Annotated in this window: 15 protein-coding genes; 8 read left to right on the top strand and 7 right to left on the bottom strand. The window is 73.3% G+C overall.

Annotation, left to right across the window (positions count from 1 at the left end; genetic code table 11):
* Both H505_RS0119965 and H505_RS0119970 read left to right on the top strand, forming a co-directional pair.
* A complete protein-coding gene (locus H505_RS0119965) occupies positions 1 to 1,530 on the top strand; it encodes an FAD-dependent oxidoreductase (protein WP_026403399.1) in 1,530 nt (509 codons plus the stop codon).
* 32 nt (positions 1,531 to 1,562) lie between these two features.
* On the top strand, positions 1,563 to 3,017 hold the full coding sequence (locus H505_RS0119970; protein ID WP_034518917.1) for an FAD-dependent oxidoreductase: 1,455 nt from the start codon (positions 1,563 to 1,565) through the stop codon (positions 3,015 to 3,017).
* 113 nt (positions 3,018 to 3,130) lie between these two features.
* On the opposite strand, the gene H505_RS52740 is transcribed toward H505_RS0119970, so the two are convergent.
* The 7 genes from H505_RS52740 to H505_RS0120005 form a co-directional block, all read right to left on the bottom strand.
* On the bottom strand, positions 3,131 to 3,424 hold the full coding sequence (locus H505_RS52740; protein WP_425248263.1) for a VOC family protein: 294 nt from the start codon (positions 3,422 to 3,424) through the stop codon (positions 3,131 to 3,133).
* A 12-nt stretch (positions 3,425 to 3,436) separates the two neighbouring features.
* On the bottom strand, positions 3,437 to 4,621 hold the full coding sequence (locus H505_RS0119980) for an acyl-CoA dehydrogenase family protein (protein ID WP_026403401.1): 1,185 nt from the start codon (positions 4,619 to 4,621) through the stop codon (positions 3,437 to 3,439).
* A 79-nt stretch (positions 4,622 to 4,700) separates the two neighbouring features.
* A complete protein-coding gene (locus H505_RS52450; protein ID WP_281173467.1) occupies positions 4,701 to 4,823 on the bottom strand; it encodes a hypothetical protein in 123 nt (40 codons plus the stop codon).
* 96 nt (positions 4,824 to 4,919) lie between these two features.
* The gene (locus H505_RS0119990; protein ID WP_026403402.1) at positions 4,920 to 5,678 is read right to left on the bottom strand and encodes an SDR family NAD(P)-dependent oxidoreductase; all 759 of its coding nucleotides are present in this window, start codon (positions 5,676 to 5,678) and stop codon (positions 4,920 to 4,922) included.
* A 53-nt stretch (positions 5,679 to 5,731) separates the two neighbouring features.
* Positions 5,732 to 6,658 (bottom strand): SDR family NAD(P)-dependent oxidoreductase, encoded by a 927-nt coding sequence (locus tag H505_RS43125; RefSeq protein WP_051300918.1) that lies wholly within the window; start codon positions 6,656 to 6,658, stop codon positions 5,732 to 5,734.
* On the bottom strand, positions 6,655 to 7,590 hold the full coding sequence (locus H505_RS0120000) for an alpha/beta hydrolase (RefSeq protein WP_026403403.1): 936 nt from the start codon (positions 7,588 to 7,590) through the stop codon (positions 6,655 to 6,657). The genes H505_RS43125 and H505_RS0120000 overlap by 4 nt, the downstream gene beginning before the upstream one ends.
* A gap of 35 nt (positions 7,591 to 7,625) precedes the next feature.
* Complete coding sequence (locus tag H505_RS0120005; protein ID WP_051300919.1) at positions 7,626 to 9,581, bottom strand: flavin-containing monooxygenase; 1,956 nt, start codon at positions 9,579 to 9,581, stop codon at positions 7,626 to 7,628.
* A gap of 159 nt (positions 9,582 to 9,740) precedes the next feature.
* Between H505_RS0120005 and H505_RS0120010 the strand changes: the two genes are divergently transcribed.
* From H505_RS0120010 to H505_RS43135, 6 genes are all read left to right on the top strand, one after another.
* A complete protein-coding gene (locus tag H505_RS0120010; RefSeq protein ID WP_051300920.1) occupies positions 9,741 to 10,889 on the top strand; it encodes an acyl-CoA dehydrogenase family protein in 1,149 nt (382 codons plus the stop codon).
* Entirely contained in the window at positions 10,886 to 11,977 is a 1,092-nt protein-coding gene (locus tag H505_RS43130) for an acyl-CoA dehydrogenase family protein (RefSeq protein WP_051300921.1), read from the top strand. Before H505_RS0120010 ends, H505_RS43130 begins: the two co-directional genes overlap by 4 nt.
* The gene (locus H505_RS0120020; RefSeq protein ID WP_211238518.1) at positions 11,964 to 13,241 is read left to right on the top strand and encodes a CaiB/BaiF CoA transferase family protein; all 1,278 of its coding nucleotides are present in this window, start codon (positions 11,964 to 11,966) and stop codon (positions 13,239 to 13,241) included. Before H505_RS43130 ends, H505_RS0120020 begins: the two co-directional genes overlap by 14 nt.
* Before the next feature lie 247 nt (positions 13,242 to 13,488).
* Entirely contained in the window at positions 13,489 to 15,108 is a 1,620-nt protein-coding gene (locus H505_RS0120025) for an ABC transporter substrate-binding protein (protein ID WP_026403407.1), read from the top strand.
* Complete coding sequence (locus H505_RS0120030; protein WP_084550543.1) at positions 15,093 to 16,295, top strand: ABC transporter permease; 1,203 nt, start codon at positions 15,093 to 15,095, stop codon at positions 16,293 to 16,295. The genes H505_RS0120025 and H505_RS0120030 overlap by 16 nt, the downstream gene beginning before the upstream one ends.
* Complete coding sequence (locus H505_RS43135) at positions 16,292 to 17,302, top strand: ABC transporter permease (RefSeq protein WP_026403409.1); 1,011 nt, start codon at positions 16,292 to 16,294, stop codon at positions 17,300 to 17,302. The genes H505_RS0120030 and H505_RS43135 overlap by 4 nt, the downstream gene beginning before the upstream one ends.
* Positions 17,303 to 17,304: the final 2 nt, after the last annotated feature.

Genomic DNA, 17,304 nt, shown 5'->3' on the forward strand with positions numbered 1-17,304 from the left:
GTGACCACAGAGAACACCGACGTGATCGTCGTCGGCTCCGGCGGCGCCGCCCTCGCGGCCGCCTACACCGCCGCCGCGAACGGGCTGCGCACCATCGTCCTGGAGAAGACGGCGCACTTCGGCGGCACCAGCGCCTACTCGGGCTCGGGCATCTGGCTCCCGGGCAACCAGGCGCAGCACCGCGCGGGAGTGCCCGACAGCGTCGAACTGGGGACGGAGTACTTCACCGCGGTCGTCGGGGACCGCACCCCGGCCGAACTGCAGCGGGCGTACCTGTCCACCGGCCCCGAGCTGGTCGAGTTCCTCGAACGCGACCCCGCCCTCCAGTTCCGGTACCAGCCGTTCCCCGACTACTTCGAGGCTCCCGGGCGCATCGAGAACGGCCGGGACATCTTCCCCGTGCCGCTTCCCGCCGCCGAACTCGGCGACCGTCTCACCCAACTCCGCCCGACCATCGCGCTCGACCAGCACGGCATCGAGCAGGACCGCGCGACCCTCACCGGCGGCCAGGCGCTCATCGGCCGGTTCCTGCTCGCGCTGGACAAGACCGGCAACGCCGACCTCCGCACCGGCACGCGGATGCGGTCGCTGATCCTCGACGAAGGACGGGTCACCGGTGTCGTCGCCGAAGGACCGGACGGGACCGTCCGGCTGCGGGCCGCTCGCGGCGTCGTGCTCGCGGCGGGCGGGTTCGAGCGCGACGACGAGCTGCGCGCTCGGCACCACGGCCTGCCCGGCGGTGGCTGGACGTCCGCCGCCGCGGGCACGAACACCGGCGACGCGCTCGCCGTGCTCCGGGCCGCCGGCGCGTCCGTCGACCTGATGGACGAGGCGTGGTGGTGCCCGGCGATCCCCTTCCCGAACGGGCGCGCCGAGTTCACCCTCGGGCTGCGCGGGGGGATCTTCGTGAACTCGGCGGGGGAGCGGTTCGCCAACGAGTCCCTGCCCTACGACCGGATGGGCCACGAGATCCGCCGCGGCCACGCCACCGGCGTCTCCCACCTGCCGGTCTGGTTCGTGTTCGACGACAGGTTCGACAACGTGCCCGCGCTGTGCGAGCCGCGCCCGGACCCGGCCGCGTTCCGCGAGGCCGGCCTGTGGCGCACCGCCGACACCATCGAGGGCCTGGCCGACCTGATCGGCGTCCCCGCGCCGGCCCTGGCGGGCACGGTCGACCGGTTCAACGGCTTCGCCGCCACCGGCGAGGACGCCGACTTCCGGCGCGGCGAGGACCCGTTCGACCGCTTCTTCGCCGCCGGCGACGGCCCGAACCCGTGCCTGGTCCCCCTCGACCGCGGGCCGTTCCACGCCGTCCAGATCGTCCTCGGCGACCTCGGCACCAAGGGCGGCGCCCGCATCGACGCCGACGCCCGCGTCCTGGACGCGTCCGGCGACCCGATCCCGGGCCTGTACGCGGCGGGCAACTCCGCCGCGTCCGTCGCCGGTCACGTGTACCCGGGGCCGGGCGTCCCGCTCGGCTCGGGGATGGTCTTCGGCTACCGAGCCGCCCGCCACCTCCTGACCGGCTGACCGTGCCGGTCCCGATCTCGGGAGAGAACCCGATGCAGATCACGAGGACGGCCCCGGTGCCGATGTCGGACGTTCGCGGCTGGTCGGCCGAGACGGACGTGCTGATCGTCGGCCACGGCTGCGCCGGGGCGAGCGCCGCGATCGAGGCGGCCCGTGCCGGGGCCGAGGTACTGGTCGTGGAGGCCGCGGGCGGCTGGGGCGGGGCCACGGCCATGTCCGGTGGGGAGATCTATCTGGGCGGGGGCACGCCCGTACAGATCGCCTGCGGTGTGCACGACACCCCGGAGGCGATGTACGACTTCCTTCAGATGGCCACCGGTCCGGGCCCCGACGAGGAAAAACTCGCTGCGTACTGCGAGGGGAGCCTGGAGCATTTCGACTGGCTCGTCGGGTGCGGTGTGCCGTTCGGGGCCGGGCTGTGGACGGAACCGAGCTGGGAGGCTCCGACCGGCTACGGGCTGATGTACACCGGCGGTGAGAACGCCCACCCGTTCGCCGACCGGGTGCCCGCCGCACCGCGCGGGCACATCGTCCACATGGAGGACAAGAGACCGGGCGAGCGGTCGGCCGGCTGGATGCTGATGAAGCATCTGGCGGCCACCGCGGAGCGGTCCGGGGCCTCGGTCCGGTACGGCGTCCGGACCGAGCGGCTCGTGGTCGACGGCGACCGCGTCGTCGGAGCCGAGACGGTGACGTTCGGCGAGCGCGCCTTCCTGCGGGCACGGCGCGGCGTCGTCCTCGCGGCCGGCGGCTTCGGAGCGGATCAGCGGATGCTCGCCCAGCACTCGCCGCGGCTGTCGCGCAACCGGCTGGTCGGCACCGACCACGACGACGGGGGCGCGATCCGCATGGGACAGGCCGCCGGCGCGGCGGTCCGGCACATGGATGCGGGCCAGGTCGCCTTCCCCGCCGATCCCGCGCTTCTCTTCCGTTCCGTGCTCCTGGACGCGCACGGGCGCCGGTTCATCAACGAGGACACCTATCCGGGACGCGTCGGGCAGGCCGCGCTCTTCCGACAGGACCGCCAGGTGTTCCTCCTCTACGATGAGGCGATCAACGAGGAGGTGGAGCGGACCGCCGGTCGTCCCGTCGAGCCGACCTGGGTCTCCGACGACCTCGCCGAACTCGAGGACCTGGCGGGCATCGCGTCGGGCGTGCTCTCGGACACCGTCGAGATGTACAACGCGCACGCCGGGAAGAGCGAGGACCCGCTGTTCCACAAGTCGGCGCGATGGCTCAGGACGCTCGCCCCGCCCTACGGGATGCTGGACCTCCGGAACACGCCCTTCGGGATCTTCACGCTGGGCGGGCTGCACACCTCCGTGCGGGGCGAGGTCCTCGGCGTCGACGGCGACCCGATACCCGGGCTGTTCGCCGCCGGTCGGACGACCGCGGGCATCCCCTCCTGGGGCTACTGCAGTGGTACCTCACTGGGCGACGGCACCTTCTTCGGCCGCCGCGCCGGCAGGAACGCGGCGGCGGTCTGACGTACGGCCGCCGACGGAAGCGAGGGAGGTGCCGCGTCGCGGCCACCTCCCTCGCGTGCGCGCCCCCGGCGGCGGCATGCTCGTCGACGAGGCCCACTGCACCGCGGAGGAGATCACCGCTGACAGCCGCCGGCCTCGGTGTGCGACAGCACGGAGACTTCGACGCCGGCCTTCTCGACGGCATCCCGGACGGCGGCGAGCGCGAACTGATCGCGCACCTCCCAGCCGACGGCCAGGACCCGGTCGGCGTCGTCCGGCAGGACGGCGAGGCGGTACCGGCGCTCGTCCATGCGCAGGTACAGGCCGTCGGAGACCGGGCCGGACTCCTCGGCCTCCTCGGATGTATGTAACTGTGCCTCCTGTGGCCAACGGATCCGCCGGAGTCGCCGGCGGTCTCTCCCGATCAGTGGGAGCGCGGGTCAGATCATCGAGCGCATCGGGCCCTGCGGAGGCTCGATGTCGAGGTCGGTGAGCGCGGACACGTGGTAGACCGCGCCGGGGACGTGGATGGCGTGCGCGAGGCCGACGTGGGCGTCCCGCCAGAACCGCTGGATCGGGTTGTCGACGCGCATGGCGTTGCCGCCCGAGCGCACCACCAGCTCGGTCACCGCGTGCACGGCCCGCCAGGCCGACCGGACCTGAAGGCGGCGCCCGGCCGCCCGCTCGCCGAACGAGACCTCCTCGCCCGCGGCGGCCTTGTCGTACATGCGGGAGGCGAAGTCGAGGAGACGGGTGCGGGACGCGGCGATCTCCTCGGCCGCCTCGCTCATCGCGTACAGGACGTACGGGTCGTCCTTGACCTTGGTGCCGACGATCTGCACCCGGTCGCGCTGGTATGCCATGTGGTGCGCGAGGACGCCCTCGGCCATGCCGATCACGGCGGAGGTGATGCCGAGGGGGAACGCGCAGGAGAACGGCACCAGGTAGGTCGGATTGGTCAGCCCCGCCTCGCGGGGCGCGGACCCGTCGATGACCTTGGCGAACTTCATGACGCGGTAGTCGGGCACGAAGGCGTCGCGGACGATGATGTCCTTGCTGCCGGTGCCCTTCAGCCCGGCGACCTCCCAGGAGCCCTCGACGATCTCGTAGTCGGAGCGCGGCAGGATCAGGTGAAGGCCCTCGAACGGTTCGACCGGCTTGCCGTCCTTGTCGCCCAGGATTCCGCCGAGGAAAATCCAGTCGCAGTGGTCGGTGCCGGAGGAGAACTGCCAGCGGCCGTTGAAGATGTAGCCGCCGTCCACGGGACGGGCCACGCCCATCGGCGCGTACGGGGACGCGATCCAGGTGTCGGGGTCGTCGCCCCAGATCTCCTGCTGCACCCGCGGGTCGGCCATCGCCATCTCCCACGGGTGCAGGCCGACGATCCCGGCGACCCAGCCGGTGGACCCGTCCAGGGAGGCGATCCCCATGACCGCCTCGGCGAACTCCCGCGGGTGCGCCTCCAGCCCGCCGTGCGTCCCCGGCTGCAGCATCCGGATCACGCCGGAGTCGCGCAGCACCTTGGCGGCCTTGTCGTCCAGCTTGCCGAGCCGCTCGTTGACCGGGCCCAGCTCGCGGATCTCCTCCGCCCGTTCCATGATCGTGTCGAGCACGCGGTTGGTCATCGCCTGTTTCTCCATTGCTGTCTCGAGCCGGCCGGGAGCCGGTCCGGGCCGGCGGCGCCGGGGGTGGGAAGGGAGCCCGTCACGCCGGCCCGGAGCCGTGCGACAGCAGCGGGGGGCTGTCTCCGGCCTCGTCGTACCGCGGCACGCCCTCGTCGGTGGCGAGCTTGCGCGCCGTGGACGCCCAGGTCAGCTCGGTGGTCATGGCCCTCGATCCGCTCGTGGCGGCCTATCGAGGAACGTAATCGCGGCCCTCCCACGGCCGCCTCGTGGTTTCCCAGCCAGTGGGAGGCCCGTGGGGTCAGGACGTGGTCGTGCCGCCGTTGAGGCCGATGGTCTGGCCCGTCATCCAGGACGCCTCCTCGGAGGCCAGGTAGGCGACGAGGTGTCCGGCGTCCTCGGGGGTGCCGAGGCGCCCCACCGGGATCGGGTCGGCGAGCTTCTTGACCAGCTCGGGGTCCTTGACGTTGCGGAGGACCAGGCCCAGCGCCACGGTGTTGGCGGTGACGCCGGACCGGGCGTTCTCCTTGGCGATGTGCCGCATGAACCCGATCGCGCCCGCCTTGGCCGCCGCGTAGGTGGACACGCCGATGTCGAGCCCGACCGTCCCGGCACCGGACGAGATGGTGATGATGCGGCCCCAGCCGTTCTCGACCATCGGGTCGAGGGCGGCCTTGCAGCAGTTGAGGACGCCGTACAGGTTGACGTCGATGATCTGCGACCAGTAGCCGACCGGCATCTCGCGGAACGGGTGCATCTCCATGGTCCGGTCCGGACCGCCCGTCCCGGCGTTGTTGACCAGGATGTCGACCGGCCGGCCGCGGTCGGCGACGGCGGCGAACCCGGCGGTGACGGCGTCGAGGTCGGTGACGTCGAAGGGCACCGGGAACGCGGCGCCGCCGGCCGCGGTGATCTCCTCGGCGACCCGTCGCGCGCGGTCGGGGTGGTAGTCGTTCACCGCGACCGTCGCGCCCTGGCCCGCCAGAGCGCGGGCGATCCCGGCGCCGACGTTCTGCCCGGCGCCGGTGACCAGCGCGACCTTGCCGTCCAGCTTGAACATGGATGCGTCTCCTGCCTGTCGAAATGTCGAAGTCGTAGGGATGCGGGCGCGGGTCAGTGCCAGTGCTCCGCGCCGGGGGCGGCCGACGCCTCGATCTCGGCGAGCAGCGCGTGCGGGTTCCGCGGCGGCGACCGGTGCGCCAGCTGGTCGGCGCGGGCCCGCAGGGAGGCGATGCCCGCGTCGTCGTCGGAGAAGACCCAGAAGTCGCCCGCGGCGAGGGCGTCGGTCATGTGCGCGGCGGCCTCCACCGGGTCCATCCCGGCGGCGACGTTCGCGGCCTGCATCGCCTCGAAGAGCCGGGCGGCGGCGGGATCGCCGGTCGGCGCGGACGCCTGCGCGCTCGTGAAGATCCGGCTCCTGACCGAGTACGGCAGGATCGCCGAGACCTGGATCGGCGCGCCGGTCAGCGCCACCTCCTGGTGCAGGCACTCGGTGAGCGCCAGCACCGCGTGCTTGCTGACGATGTACGGCGCCTGCAGCGGCGCCGACGACACCCCGCCGACCGAGGACATGTTGGCGATGACCGCGGGCCGTCCCGCCTCGATCATCCGGGGCAGAAACGCCCGGACCGTGTGAAAGATCCCGTCGATGTTGACCGCCATCACCTGCCGCCACCGGGCGGCCGGGACCTCCCACAGCGGCCCGGCGGTCTCGAGCCCGGCGTTGTTGACGAGCAGCTCCACCGACCCGAACCGCGCGAACGTCTGCTCGGCCAGCATCGACACGGCCTCGGGGTCGGTGACATCGGCCTCGGCGGCGATCGTCCGTCCCGGGGCGGAACCGAGTGCGCCGGCGAGCCGCCGGGCCCCGTCCGCGTCGAGGTCGGCGATGACGACGTTCATGCCGATCGCGGCGAGGTGGCGGACGAAGCCCTCGCCGATTCCGGAGGCGCCGCCGGTGACCACGGCGGTCCCTCCGGTGAACCGCTCCCGCGCGGTGCGGCGCGTCCCGTCCGGTGGTCCTGCGGTCGGCCCTGTCATGACGGCTCCTGGAACTTGGCGCGGGCGAGCGCGCCGATCTCGGTGAAGGCGGTCCGGGCCCGGCGCAGGTGCGCGGCCTGCGACAGGAACCCGTGGCACACGCCGGGGTAGCGCAGCAGCGCGGTCGGGACGCGGGCCTCCCGCAGCCGGCGGCCGTAGTCCTCGGCCGCGTCGCGGAGCGGGTCGGCCTCGGCCGTGACGACGATCGCGTCGGGCAGGCCCGCCAGGTCGCGGGCCAGCGCGGGCACGCCGTACGGGGTGTCGGCGGACTCGTCCGGCCCGAGGTACTGGTTCTTCATCCAGACGACGTCGGCGCGCGTCAGGATCGGCCCGTCGGCGAACTCCGCCATGGACGGGCGGTCGGAGGCGCGTTCCAGGCCGGGATAGAAGAGCATCTGCGCGCGGATCGGGGGGCCGCCCTCGTCGCGGGCGCGCAGGGCGGCGCCCGCCGCCAGCGACCCGCCCGCGCTGTCCCCGGCGACGGCGATGCGCGCCGGGTCGACGCCCAGCTCGCCGGCGGCGGCGTGGGCCCAGCCGACCGCGGCGAACGCCTCGTCGCTCGCGACCGGGTAGCGGTGCTCGGGGGCCAGCCGGTATTCGACGCTGAGCACCGCCGCGTCACAGGAGGCGGCCAGGCGGCGGGCGAGGGCGTCGAAGGAGTCGAGGGTGCCCATGATCATGCCGCCGCCGTGGAAGTAGACGATCGCCGGGCCGCCCCGCTCCGGCCTCGGCCGGTACAGCCGGACCGGGACCGTGCCGTGCGGCCCCTCGAACGCCAGGTCGGCGACCTCCGCCATCTCGGGTGCGGGCGGCCGGGGGGCCGCCTCCATCCGCGCCCGCACCGCCTCGATGCCGATCTCTCCGTACGGCTTCGCTCCCGCCGCCTTCGCGGCGTCGACGAGCGCCTGCGCGTCCGGGTCGAGAACCACCATGCCGGGTCTCCTTTCCATGTCGGCGCGGTCGGACGTCAGCGCAGCTCGAAGCAGGACGGGTCGGGGGTGCGGCACATGTGCCAGTAATCGACCATCCGCCAGGGCTGGGGCAGGAGCACCCGGCCCGAGGCGTTGCGGTAGTAGGTGTGGGCCCGGTCGGAGTTCCGCCAGATCGATCCCTCCATCTGGGCGTCGACCCGCGCCACGAACCCGTCCAGCGCCTCCGGCGTCACCTCGATGGAGCGGGCGCCGCGCTCGACGAGCAGCTGCAGGCACTCGGTGATGTAGTGGACGACGACCTCGGTCATGAAGTTGTGGCCGCCGCCGTGCCCGTTGCTGGAGTTGGGGCCCGAGGTGACGAACAGGTTCGGGAAGCCCGCGACCGTCCCGCCGAGGTACGCGCGCGGGTCGTTGTCCGCCCACGCGTCGGCCAGCCGGACGCCGTCCCGCCCGACGATCTCGATCGTGGACAGGAAGTCGAGGGTGAAGCCGGTGGCGTAGATGATGACGTCGAGTTCGACGAAGGCGCCGTCCTCGGTGCGGACGCCCCGCGGGGTCACCTCGGCGAGCCCGCCGGTGACGACGTCGGCGCGGTCGCCGGCGAGCGCGGTGAAGTAGCCGCCCGGGTCGCGGATGATGCGCTTGCCGTGCGGGGGGAAGTCCGGGGTCATCTTCTTCAGCAGGTCCGGGTCGTGGCCGAAGGACGCCTCGAGGTGCCCCAGGCACATCCGCAGATACCGGTCGTTGGCCTCGGAGATCGACAGCGGGTGCGCCGCCATCCACTCCGGGTCGGCCCGCACGGTCGGATAGTTGTTGTCCGTGACGAACCAGTAGGTCTTGGCGCGCTGCCAGCGCTCGTAGAACGGGACGTGCCGTTTGAGCCACCGCTCGCGTTCGGGGACGATCCCCTCGCCGAGGTTGTTGGGCATGACCCAGTGGGGCTGCCGCTGGAACAGCGTCAGATGCTCGACCTCGTCGATGATCGCGTCGACGACCTGCACCGACGTGGCGCCGGCGCCGACGACGCCCACGCGCTTGCCGGTGAGGTCGATCGACGGGTCCCAGGCGGCCGAGTGCACGCTCGTCCCGGCGAACGTCTCGCGGCCGGGGACGTCCGGGTACTTCGGGCGGTTGAGGAACCCGGCGGCCGTGATGACGGCGTTGGCGCGCGAGGTGACCTTCCGCCCGCCGCTGTCCGCGGTGATGACCCACACCTGGTCGTCGTCGTCCCACACCAGGGACTCGATCGCGGTGTTGAAGCGGATGTTGGGCCGGACGCCGTACTTGTCCACGACGCGCCGCAGGTACTCCTGGTACTCGGTGCCGACGGGGTAGTACCGGGACCAGCCCGCCTCCGGTTCGAACGAGAACGAGTAGTAGACGCTCGGGGTGTCCACGGCGACGCCCGGGTAGGTGTTGACGCGCCACGTCCCGCCGATGTCGTCGGCGCTCTCGAAGATCTCGTAGGCGAACCCCGCGTCGCCCACCGCGATGGCGGCGCCGATCCCGCTCATGCCCGCGCCCAGGATCGCCACGGTGAAGCCGGCGGGCGGCGGCGTGCGCCGCTCGATCACGGGCGTGCTCGGCACGAACCCGGCCTGCTCCTTGATGACGCCGACGAACTCGTCGGCGACGTCCTCACCGGTGGCCAGGCCGATCATCCGGCGGAACAGCGCGTCGTCCGGTACCTGGAGGTACTCCGGCTGCGCGGTCGCGGAGAGCGCCTCGACGAGCAGCTTCTTCAGCTCCGCGAACGCCTGCTCGGGGAGGCGTCCGGCGGGCAGCAGGCGGAGGTCGCCCTTGTGGGCGGGCTGCTCGACGCCGATGAGAGGCCCGAAGCGGTCCAGCGGCGAGACGTCGCCGGTGATCTGCACCAGGCTCATCAGCAGCAGGGCGGGGTCCCCGGCGTCCAGGTTCTCTTCGAGGTCGGCGGGGTCGAGGCGGCGGGGCGGGACGTGCAGGTCGAGGAGGCGGTGGGGCTTCGGTGTCATCGACGGCTCCTGCCGGAGGATCCGGGCCGGTGAGAGGGCGGGAGGAGAGGGAGGTGATCGGGGTCACCCATTGAACGGCTCCGCCCCAGGGCTTGTCAACAATCCTGTTTTTCAAGATAGGATCCAATTCCATCGTCGAACGTGAGGAAGAGCGGTCACGTGACACTGAGGATCACGGCGGTCGACGAGCCGCCCGGGGCGCTGCACGCGCTGAGACGCGAGGTCGCGGAATTCCTGGACCGGGAGATCGCCGAGGGCGGTTTCGAGCCGGAGGCCGACGCCTGGATGTCGGGCGTCGATCCGGCCTTCAGCAGGCGGCTGGCCGGTCGCGGCTGGGTGGGGATGACCGTCCCCGCCCGGTACGGAGGGCACGGCCGTTCCGCACTGGAACGGTACGTGGTCACCGAGGAGCTGCTGGTGGCGGGCGCCCCCGTGGCCGCCCACTGGATCGCCGACCGCCAGATGGCGCCCGGCATCCTGCGCAACGGCACCGAGGAGCAGAAGCGGCGCTACCTGCCCGGGATCGCGCGCGCCGAGCAGTTCATGGCGATCGGCATGTCCGAGCCGGACTCCGGTTCCGACCTCGCCTCCGTCCGCACCCGCGCCGTCGAGGCCGACGGCGGCTGGCGGCTCACCGGCACCAAGGTCTGGACGAGCGGCGCGCACATCGCCACCGCGATCGTCGTGCTCGCCCGCACCGACGACGGCGGCGGCGACCGGCACGCCGGGCTGTCGCAGTTCATCGTGGACCTGCCGTGCCCCGGCGTCACCGTATCGCCGATCATCACCATCGACGGGGCGCACCACTTCAACGAGGTGGTGTTCGACGACGCCCTCGTGCCGCCGGCCGCGCTCCTCGGCCGCCGCGGCGACGGCTGGCGGCAGGTCACCGCCGAGCTGGGCAACGAGCGGTCCGGCCCGGAACGCGTCCTCAGCACGATGCCGCTGCTGCGGGCGTGGGCGCGCTCCGGCGCGTGGCGGGACGACCCCGTCGCGCGGGCCGACCTCGGACGGCTGGTGTCCCGGCTGACCGCGCTGCGGCGGCTCTCCCTCGGGGTGGCCGGGCGCCTGGCGGCGGGGGAGGACCCCGCCCTCGAAGCCGCCCTGGTCAAAGACCTGGGCACCGCCTTCGAGGGCGAAGTCGTGGACGTCGTCCGGCGGCACGCCGCCCAGGACGCCGGCGCGCCGCCCGACGGGTTCGCGGCGATGCTCGCCAAGGCCGTCCTGCACGTGCCGGCCTTCACGCTCCGCGGCGGCACCAACGAGATCCTGCGGACCATCGTGGCGAAGGGAATGGCCGGGCGATGAGCGATCACCTGACGGACCTCGCCGAGGCCGTCCGCGGAGTCCTGTCCGCGCGGCGGGCCGTCGACGCCGCCGCCCCGCCGGGCGTCGACACCGCCCTGTGGGACGGGCTCCAGAGCCTCGGGTTCGTCTCCCTCGCCGTCCCCGAGGAGCTGGGCGGAGGCGGCGGCACGCTCCGCGACGCGGCCGTGCTCGTCCGGGAGGCCGCCGCGGCGGGCGCCGCCGTTCCGGTCGCGGAGGCCGCGTTCATCGCGGCGCCGCTGCTGGCGGCCGCCGGGGCGCCGCTCCCGGACGGCCCGTTCACCGCGGCCCTCGGCGACCTGCGGGCGGAGCCCGGGCCCGGAGGCGGTCGGCGGGTCGACGGCGCCCTGCCGCGCGTGCCCTGGCTGCGGTCCGTCGAGCACGTCGTCACCCTCGTCCGGACGCCGGACGGGCCGGCGGTCGCGATCGTGCCGGCCTCGGCCGCCGGGCTGCGCCCGGCCGACCGGCCGGACCCGGCGGGCGGGCACGACCCCGGCGCCGTGCTGGAGGCGGTCGAGCCCGCAGGGGTGCATCCGCTCCCGGCGGGGGAGTGGGACCGCGAAGCCGAACTGCTCGGCGCGGCGGCCCGTTCGGTGCAGATGGCGGGCGCGGCCCGCGCGGCGCTCGACGCGACCCTGCGGCATGCGGGGGAGCGGGAGCAGTTCGGCCGCCCCCTGGCGCGGTTCCAGGTCGTGCAGCATCGCCTCGCCGCCATGGCCGCCGACGTCGTGACCATGGAGGTCGCGGCGGACGCGGCGGTCTTCTCGCTGTCGCGCCGGGATCCGGACCGCGAGCTCGCGGTGGCGACGGCCAAGGCGGAGACGTCCGCGCTCGCCCGGTCGGTGGCCGCCGCCGCGCACCAGCTGCACGGCGCGATCGGCTTCACGATGGAGCACCGGCTGGGCGCGTTCACTCGCCGCCTGTGGTCCTGGCGGGACGAGTACGGCAACGAGCTGTACTGGCACCGCCGGATCGCCGACCTCGTGGACGGCAACGGCGGCGACGTGTGGGGGCTGGTGTCCGGCGCGGGCCGGCCGCCCGCGGAAGCGAGGGCCCGTGTCGACGACTGAGCCGGTGGCCGAGACGCCCGAGGCGTCCAAGACGCCCGAGGCGTCCGGGGAGTTCGCGGCCTGGGCCGTCCCGGAGCGACCGGCCGGCATCCTGCACGGGCTGCGCGTCCTCGACCTCAGCCGGGTGCTCGCCGGGCCGTACTGCGCCCAGATGCTGTCCGACCACGGCGCGAGCGTCATCAAGGTCGAGGGACCGGCCGGCGACGAGACCCGCGGATGGGGGCCGCCCTTCCACCCGGACGGGACGAGCGCCTACTTCCACGGGCTCAACCGCAACAAACGCAACATCGGGCTGGACCTGTCGACCGGGGCCGGGCGGGCGGTCCTCGCCCGCCTCATCGCCGAGGCCGACGTCGTCGTGGAGAACTTCAAGATCGGCACGATGGCGCGCTGGGGCCTCGGGTACGAGGAGACGCTCGCCGCACGGCACCCCGGGCTCGTCTACTGCCGGATCAGCGGGTTCGGCGCCGACGGGCCCATGGGCGGGCTGCCGGGCTACGACGCCGTCCTGCAGGCGTACGGCGGGCTGATGAGCGTCAACGGGTACCCGGACCGCGAGCCGCTGCGGGTCGGCGTGCCCATCGTCGACCACGTCGCCGCCAATCTGGCCTTCAGCGGGATCCTGCTCGCGCTGCACGCCCGCCGCGACGACGGCCGCGGCCAGCTCGTCGACATCGCGCTGCTCGACGCCGTCGTCTCCGTCCTGCATCCGCACGGTGCGAGCTGGGCCGCGGACGGGCGGGCGCCCCGGCGGACCGGCGGAGCGCACCCGATCGTCGCGCCGTACCAGGTGTTCCGTACCCGCTCGGGCGACTTCTTCATCAGCGCCGCCAACGACCGGCAGTTCAGGGCGCTGATGACCGTGCTCGGACGCCCGGAGGTCGCCGACGACCCCCGGTTCGCCGACAACGTGGCGCGCATCACCCGCCTGGACGAGCTGGTGCCGCTGCTGGAGGACCTGATCGGGGCCCGCGACGGCGGCGAACTGGCCCGGGAGCTCATCGCGGCGGGCGTCCCCGCCGGACCGGTCAACGACGTCGGCGAGGCGCTGCGGACGGCCCAGGTGCTGCACCGCGGACTGTTCGTCGACACGGACGACTACCGCGGCGTGGGCGTGCCCATCTCGTTCGGGCGCTCCCCGACGCGGAAGCCCACCGCTCCCGTGGCCCGCGGGACGGACACCGAAGCGATCCTCAGCGGGCTCGGCTACGACCCGTCCGACATCGTCCGGCTGGGTGCGGAGGGCGCCGTCGACGGCCGCTGACGGACGGCCGCGGACGCGGTCCCGCGAGCGCCGCCGGGCACGGACGCCCGGCGGCGCCGCGCCATGCCCGCCGGTCTCGGCGTGCGTTCGTCCAGCTCGGAGGGGGATTCTGAATAGGGCAGATATTTCGGACCAACTCTTGTAACCAAGATTGGATCCTGTCACGATGAGACCCGCATCACAGCGGTGTCCACCGTCGACGGCCTTTCACCGGCCCGTCCGGGGACGTGCCGAGGAAGGACCGAACATGAGCGCCGAACCGATGTCCCCCCGGCTGCTGGGGGCGGGGCTGCTGACACTCGCCCTGCTGACCGCCGGCTGCGTGAGCGAGTCCGGGGCCGGGAAGCCCGAGTCCGGCAAGATCGCGGGCGACCTCGTCCGGGGCGGCGACGAGGGCGAGTGCACCCCGGACAAGGCGGGCGGTTCCGTCACCATCGCCGAGCAGAACGAGTACGCCACCCTCGACCCGGCCGGCGGGTCGTTCCTCTTCAACCCCGCCCAGCAGATCTACTCCAGCCTGATGCGCTGGAACCCGGGCGCCGCCGAGCACCGGCCGCTGCTGGCCGAGTCGCTGAGCGCCAACGACGACCACACCGTCTGGACCCTCGGACTCCGGCGGGGCGCGGCCTTCGGCGACGGGACGCCGCTGGACGCCGACGCGGTCATCGCCTCGATCGACCGGCACCGCGCCGACGACTCGCTGTCGACGTGGGCGCAGCGCGCCCGCTCGATCTCCGCGATGAAGGCGGTGGACGACCGCACCGTCGAGTTCACCCTCGACGGCCCCTGGACCGAGTTCCCCTGGCTGCTCGGCACCGGGGTCGGCATGATCACCAACCCGGAGGTCGACGAGAAGGCCCTGGCCGCCGAGCCTCCGGCCGCCGCCGGGGCGGGCGCGTTCGTCTTCGACCACTGGACGCCCGGCAACGAACTGGTGGTCACCAAGAAGTCCGACTGGTGGAACGGGCCCGTCTGCCTCGACTCGGTCCGGGTGATCGCCCAGGTCGACAGCAAGGCCCGCAAGGACGCCTTCGACAAGGGCGAGGCGCAGGTCTTCCTGGGCACCGCGGACCTGGACGTCTCCCAGAAGATCATCGACGAGGGCGCGAACCACGCGAAGTACCCCCTCCGCCTGGGGCTCACCCCCAACTTCGGCGTCGGCGAGGACGCGAAGACGACCGACGGCGCGAACAGGACGATCCGGCGGGCGCTCCAGCTCGCCATCGATCCCGAGCTGATGACCGACCGGGTCACCGGCGGCGTCGCCGAACCGGTGACCACCCTGGTCTCCGGCGACAGCCCGCTCAACGACGGCCTGCAGGGCGTCCCCCACGACCGCGCGGAGGCAAAGCGGCTCGTGGACCGGGCCAAGGCGGACGGCTGGGACGGCCGGCTCGCGGTGATGGCGCTCAACCAGCCCAACAACATCGCCATCGGCAACCAGGCGATCGCCCTGTGGAAGGCCATCGGCATCGAGGCCGAACTGGAGACCGTCGAACTCTCCGAGTTCGTCAAGGCGTCCTTGATGGGCGGCGGCGGATTCGACGTCCTGGTGTCCGGCGGCGGCAACCACCCGCTGCCCGAGTGCGTCTCGTGCGACCTGGACCAGTACGCCACCGAGGGGGCCGGCAACCGCGTCGGCTACAGCAACCCCGAGATCGACGACCTGGCCGAGCGGCTGAACGCCGCCGCCCCCGACCAGCGCCCGGCGCTCCTCAAGGAAGTGCAGGCCGTCTGGAACGAGGACATCCCACGCATCCTCTACGGCCAGCAGTACTACATGGTGGCCTGGACGCCCGAGCTGAAGGGCGCGAAGCCCGGACGGCTCCTCACCATCGACCTCTCCCGCGCATGGCTGGCCAAGTGACCGTCGCCGAGACGCGCCCGGCCGGGAAGTCCGCCGTCCCGGCCGGGCGGGGCCGCACCCGGCGCGCGAAGACCGCGCGCTACGTCCTCTCCCGCGTCGTCCGGCTGCTGAGCATCATCGCGGGCGTCACGTTCATCAGCTTCTTCCTCCTCAAGCTGACGCCGGGAGACCCGGTGGCCACCGCCCTCGGGCCGGAGGCCACCCCCGAGCAGGCCGCACGGCTCCGCGCGTCGCTGGGACTCGACCGTCCGGTCTGGGAGCAGTACCTCGACTGGCTGCGCGGCGTCGTGACCGGGGACTTCGGCGACACGCTCGCCCAGCCGTCCCGGCCGGTGAGCGGCGAGCTGGCCGCGCGGCTGCCGGTGACGCTCCAGCTCATCGGCCTGACGGTCGTGCTGAGCCTGGCCGTCGCGATCCCCCTCGCGGTGTGGTCGGCGCACCGGGCCGGCCGGACGTTCGACCGCGCCGTGTCGTCCGTCCTCTACGGCTTCGTCGCGATGCCGGGCTTCGTCGCGGCCCTGCTGCTGGTCATGCTCTTCGTCTTCCACGCCGGCGCCGTGCGCACGGCCGGGCTCGCGCTCGCCTGCGCCGCGCTCGTGCTCGGGTTGGTCGCGGCGTTGCGCGCCCGGCGGCGGGAGGCGTCCCCGCTGCCCGCGCTCATCGGCGGCGGCGCGGCCGCCCTGGTCGGGGCCGCGGTGCACACGCTGCTGCCGGAGTTCCCGCGGCAGGGCTTCGTGCCCGTGAGCGACGGGCTCGGCGCCAACCTCACCAGCGTGGCGCTGCCGGTCCTCGCGCTGACCTTCGTCGACATCGCCGTCTTCACCCGGTTGCTGCGCGGCGACCTCATCGGCGAGCTGGCCAAGCCGCACGTGCTCGCCAGCCGCGCCAAGGGCATGTCCACCGCCCACGTGCTCGTCCGGGAGTCCCTGCGCCCGTCGATGTTCTCGCTGATCACCGTGGTCGGCCTGACCATCGGCCAGCTCATCGGCGGCACCATCATCGTCGAGCACGTCTTCCGGCTGCCCGGCGTGGGCTCGCTCCTGGTCACCAGCGTCCGCAACGGCGACTACCCCGTCGTCCAGGCCGCCATCTTCGTCATCGCGGCCGTCTACGTGACGGTGAACTCCCTGATCGACATCGCCTACACGTACCTCGACCCCCGCGTGAGGCAGGTGAACCCCGTATGAGCCTCCCCCTGGCCAAGGCCGGCGGCGCGCGCGTGCCGGACGCCGCCGGGCGCTGGGCCCTCGTGCTGCTGGGCGCGGTCCTCGTCGGAACCGCGCTGTCCACCCCGATGGTGCTGCCGGCGGTGCGGCTCCTGCTGGGCGCCCTCGGGCTGGTGTTCGCCTACGCCGGTGCGTCGCGCCTCCTGCGCGCGCGCTTCGGCCCGGGCTTCGACCCCGGGGTGTGGCTCGCCGGAACCTGGCTCGCCGCGATCGTCCTCGCCGCCGCGACGGCCGACCTCCTGCCGCTGCCCGAGTCGCTGGACCCGTCCGAGGCGCTGACCGAGCCGACCTACGCCGCCCCCTCGGCCGCCCACCCGCTCGGCACCGACCAGTACGGGCTGGACGTCCTCGGACAGATCATCTACGGCGCCCGCGTCTCCCTCGTCGTCGGCCTCGGCGGCGTCCTCATCGGCGGGACGGTCGGCACCCTCCTCGGGCTCACCGCGAGCTACCTGCGGGGCCGCGTCGACGGCGCCGTCGGCTGGGGCACCGACGTGCTGCTCAGCTTCCCGCCGCTGGTGCTCCTCATGGCGCTGGCCGCGGTGCTCGAACCGCGCACCCGCAACATCTGCCTCGCCCTCGGGATCCTCGTGATCCCGTCGTTCGTCCGCCTGTCCCGGGCCGCCGGGCTCAAGGTCGCCGGGCAGCCGTTCGTCCTGACGGCGCGGGCGATGGGCGCGACCCGCCGCCGGATCCTGTTCCGCGAGATCCTGCCGAACATCCTGCCGTCCGTGCTGTCGTACGCGCTGCTGGTCGTCGCGATCCTCATCGTCGCCGAGGCGTCCCTGTCGTTCCTCGGGCTCAGCGTCCAGCGGCCCGCGCCGACCTGGGGGAACATGATCGCCGAGGCCGAGGCGGAGTTCCAGACGCACCCGTTCCTGCTCGCGCCGGCCGTCCCGCTCTTCCTCACCGTCTACTCCATCAACCGCATCGGCGACTTCCTGCGCGCCGGCAAGGAGGGGGACTAGCC

The sequence above is a fragment of the Actinomadura rifamycini DSM 43936 genome, assembly GCF_000425065.1.
Classification (GTDB): domain Bacteria; phylum Actinomycetota; class Actinomycetes; order Streptosporangiales; family Streptosporangiaceae; genus Spirillospora; species Spirillospora rifamycini.

What these genes read in the sequence shown, in the direction of transcription:
- H505_RS0119970 (WP_034518917.1), top strand. Translation starts at nt 1,563, where the DNA reads ATGCAGATCACGAGGACGGCCCCGGTGCCGATGTCGGACGTTCGCGGC.
- H505_RS0119980 (WP_026403401.1), bottom strand. Translation starts at nt 4,621, where the DNA reads ATGACCAACCGCGTGCTCGACACGATCATGGAACGGGCGGAGGAGATC.
- H505_RS52450 (WP_281173467.1), bottom strand. Translation starts at nt 4,823, where the DNA reads ATGACCACCGAGCTGACCTGGGCGTCCACGGCGCGCAAGCTCGCCACC.
- H505_RS0119990 (WP_026403402.1), bottom strand. Translation starts at nt 5,678, where the DNA reads ATGTTCAAGCTGGACGGCAAGGTCGCGCTGGTCACCGGCGCCGGGCAG.
- H505_RS43125 (WP_051300918.1), bottom strand. Translation starts at nt 6,658, where the DNA reads ATGACAGGGCCGACCGCAGGACCACCGGACGGGACGCGCCGCACCGCG.
- H505_RS0120000 (WP_026403403.1), bottom strand. Translation starts at nt 7,590, where the DNA reads ATGGTGGTTCTCGACCCGGACGCGCAGGCGCTCGTCGACGCCGCGAAG.
- H505_RS0120005 (WP_051300919.1), bottom strand. Translation starts at nt 9,581, where the DNA reads ATGACACCGAAGCCCCACCGCCTCCTCGACCTGCACGTCCCGCCCCGC.
- H505_RS43130 (WP_051300921.1), top strand. Translation starts at nt 10,886, where the DNA reads ATGAGCGATCACCTGACGGACCTCGCCGAGGCCGTCCGCGGAGTCCTG.
- H505_RS0120025 (WP_026403407.1), top strand. Translation starts at nt 13,489, where the DNA reads ATGAGCGCCGAACCGATGTCCCCCCGGCTGCTGGGGGCGGGGCTGCTG.
- H505_RS0120030 (WP_084550543.1), top strand. Translation starts at nt 15,093, where the DNA reads ATGGCTGGCCAAGTGACCGTCGCCGAGACGCGCCCGGCCGGGAAGTCC.
- H505_RS43135 (WP_026403409.1), top strand. Translation starts at nt 16,292, where the DNA reads ATGAGCCTCCCCCTGGCCAAGGCCGGCGGCGCGCGCGTGCCGGACGCC.